Annotated in this window: 1 protein-coding gene and 2 pseudogenes; 2 read left to right on the top strand and 1 reads right to left on the bottom strand. The window is 31.1% G+C overall.

Going from position 1 to position 3096, the window contains the following annotated elements; translation table 11 throughout:
* Positions 1-129 precede the first annotated feature (129 nt).
* A pseudogene (locus tag H7N69_RS07750) lies at positions 130-817 on the top strand (type IV secretion system protein); the annotation flags it as partial.
* A 71-nt stretch (positions 818-888) separates the two neighbouring features.
* Positions 889-1572 (top strand): hypothetical protein, encoded by a 684-nt coding sequence (locus H7N69_RS07745; RefSeq protein ID WP_001153164.1) that lies wholly within the window; start codon positions 889-891, stop codon positions 1570-1572.
* An 80-nt stretch (positions 1573-1652) separates the two neighbouring features.
* Here H7N69_RS07745 and H7N69_RS07740 read toward each other — a convergent pair.
* Positions 1653-2728 (bottom strand): annotated as a pseudogene (locus tag H7N69_RS07740) (tyrosine-type recombinase/integrase).
* Between the last annotated feature and the right edge of the window lie 368 nt (positions 2729-3096).

The raw sequence follows: 3096 nt of genomic DNA, 5'->3' as shown, positions 1-3096 counted from the left end.
TGCATCAAAGCTTGTGGAGCTTCCTCTAATGGGGTTAGTTCTAAATATGGCAACATATTAGATCTAGCTAGTTATGGAGCGATGAATCAAGAAAAAGCCCAATCGCTAAAGCGATTGGGTAATTCACCGAGTTTAAATGAACTATATGAAAACTTCAAAATTAATAATGGACTATCGCTAAAAACCCTTATTGCAGCTGTTTTGTTATTAGTTATTTTAGGATTAGAATTATTTTTATTGTTCAAAGTTTTCTGTTATGTTTTTATGACTTATTTAGAAAAAATTATTTACTTGTCTTTGGTTATTTTCATGCTACCGCTAGGGTTTTTTCAGCAGACTAGAGGTTTTTTAGTGTCTTATGTGAAAAAAATTATTTCATTGACTTTTTACATGCCTTTGTTGTTGCTATTAGTGTTATTCAACTCTTTTGCATTACAATACGCAATCAAAGTGGGATGGAGTACTGAAATAGTGGCTAAATTTGGCATTATTGTAGTAATAGGAATTTCACTGACATTTATTCAAAAAGTCCCCGAAATGATTAACGCTATCTTTGGCACACAAGGTGGTCTAACGGATGCTAAAAGCTTCATATTATCAAGGTGTGCAAATGGCTAGCGCTGGAGCTGGAGCCATAGCTGGAAGTCTTAAGAGTGTGGGTCGTTCAGCATTTGGTAGAACACTAGAAGCTTATAAAGACGCAAAATCTACGATAAACAGCACTACGGCTAACATGAGAGACATGCCAGGACATCCTGGTGTTAGAGTGGGTGTGGAGACGATTGAACTTCCCAAGTCTCATAGAGCTAGCAAATGACAAAAGCTTTTTAGGGCAATTTTTGAAAATTATTTTTAGTTATAATTTTTCAAAAAACCTTAAGAGAAATCATGCAAGATTTAAAACATTTTAAAAATGATATTACACTCATTCTCTCTAAAGACAGATTAGATACTTATGACAGCCTAGAGCAATACAAAGAAAATTTAAAACTCATTGCTTCTATCACGCCTAAAATTTCTAATTTAGAAATTTATTTACGCAACGCTTTAGACTATTGCTTAACCCAAATTAAGGGGAGTGATTGGGTGTTTAGTGAAAATTCTTTAACAGATTTAATTAACGAACAAAAAGAAAAGAAAAAAGAAATCACGCATTCTTTAATCTTATCTAAAATGTCTTTAGGGGCAGTGGTTAGGCTTATTTTTTGTTATAAGTTAGAGGGAGTAATATTAGATTTAAAGCACATCAATTTCAAATCCTATTACCCCAATAATAAAAATGCATTATTTATCAACAATAAGAAAAATCCATTATCTGGTGCTTCAAAGGTTCATATTGCTTTAAACTTGTTATGGACGATTAGAAATCGCGCGTATCATTGGGAAAATTTACTCAAAATCCAACCAAACAACCGCCCACGCATTACGACTTATTTCACTGGGTTAAAAGACAATGATAGGGCAAAAATGCCTATGAATATCAGTGTAGAACCAAGTAAAATCGTCTTGTTTTTAGATGATTTAATTAAAAGCATCGGAAATAAAGACTTGGAAAATTTAAGTAGTTTGTGAAAAGGTGGGCTTCGGTTAGCCCATTGAATGTAGATGCATTATAACTCAAAAATCAAAATAAATCAAGATTTCTTAAAAGCTTACTCGCTTTTTTCATTTTTTAACAATCCTTTTAACACAAGAGCCACTTTTTTATTGTGTTCTTGAGTGGTATGGATATAGATTTTAGTAGAAAGCAAAGAACTATGCCCTAACGCTCTTGAAGTTAAAACCAAATCCTGTGTTTCATCATAAATAAAAGTAGCAAAACTATGCCTAAAAAGATGCAAACCTAATCCATAAGATTTTACATCAATATTAGAGAGCTTAAAAATTTTAGCAATAAAGCCCTTTAAAGAGCAAGTTTTTTGTGTGGTGTTGTTTTTTGCTTTCTTAAACACAAAACGCCCCTTAAAACTCTTTAATCGTTTAGTATCGCTTAGCCACGCATTCAAAGGAACTTGCAAAAACTCTTTTTCAATATAAGCGTATCTTTCTTTGTTGTTTTTGCCTTTGATTAAAAGGCGGTAGTGGTTATTTTCTAAAGCAATGTTTTTTAGCTCCAAATCTAAGGCTTCAAACTTCCTTAATCCCCCTAATACGATAAGCAGTAAAATACACTGATTGCGTTTTTCAAAACTGGTTTTGGGATGGTATTTTAGAAGAGCTTGGATAAAAGCCTTAAAATCATTTTTATTCAAATGTTTAGGCAAATGCGTCTCTTTCTTGGCAAACGATAGATTTTTAAGTTCAAAATCAAAGCTATAGTTTCTTTTCTTGTCTAAATAATCAAAGAATTGTCTTAAAACCATCACATATTTAGCCATAGAGCTTGGCTTCCTGTTTTTGGCTAATCCAAATAAGAAGTCTATAACCTGTTCTTCTGCCAGATTGTGCAAGGATTTGAGCTTAATCCTATTATCAAAATATTCAAAGAACAAAAACAAGCCTTGCATCATAATCGTATGCCTAATACCTTGATTATAAAGCTTGCGATTGAGTTCTTTCAATGCGATAAGACTTTGGGGCACTCTAAAACTCTATCCTGCCATTTTAAGACCAATTGTAAATCATTCACGCTTTGAATGCGTATCATTGTTTTAAGCTTATGGTGTAAAAATGACTTAATATTATTAAACAATTTCCTACTAACCCTACTCATTTTGCAATCACTCATCTTTCTCCCTTAATTATTTTTAATCCATAAAAATCATCTTGTAGGGTTAAGAATAAAGAATAAAAGAATAAAAGAATAAAAGAATAAAAGAATAAAAGAATAAAAGAATAAAAGAATAAAAGAATAAAAGAATAAAAGAATAAAGAATAAAAGAATAAAGAATAAAAGAATAAAGAATAAAGAATAAAGAATAAAGAATAAAGAATAAAGAATAAAGAATAAAGAATAAAGAATAAAGAATAAAGAATAAAAGAATAAAGAATAAAGAATAAAAGAATAAACCCCTAAAACAAACAAAAACAAGCAATCAATAATGAAATCAGATAAAAAGCAAGATTGAAAAAACATTTCCCTATCCCTGCACCGAC

It is taken from the genome of Helicobacter pylori (genome assembly GCF_014497725.1).
Lineage (GTDB): Bacteria > Campylobacterota > Campylobacteria > Campylobacterales > Helicobacteraceae > Helicobacter > Helicobacter pylori_DE.
The sequence above is the reverse complement of the archived record's forward strand: the minus strand, read 5'-3'. Positions and strand labels throughout refer to the sequence as shown.

Excerpts from the sequence above, each read along its gene's own strand:
- H7N69_RS07745 (WP_001153164.1), top strand. The coding sequence starts at position 889 with ATGCAAGATTTAAAACATTTTAAAAATGATATTACACTCATTCTCTCT.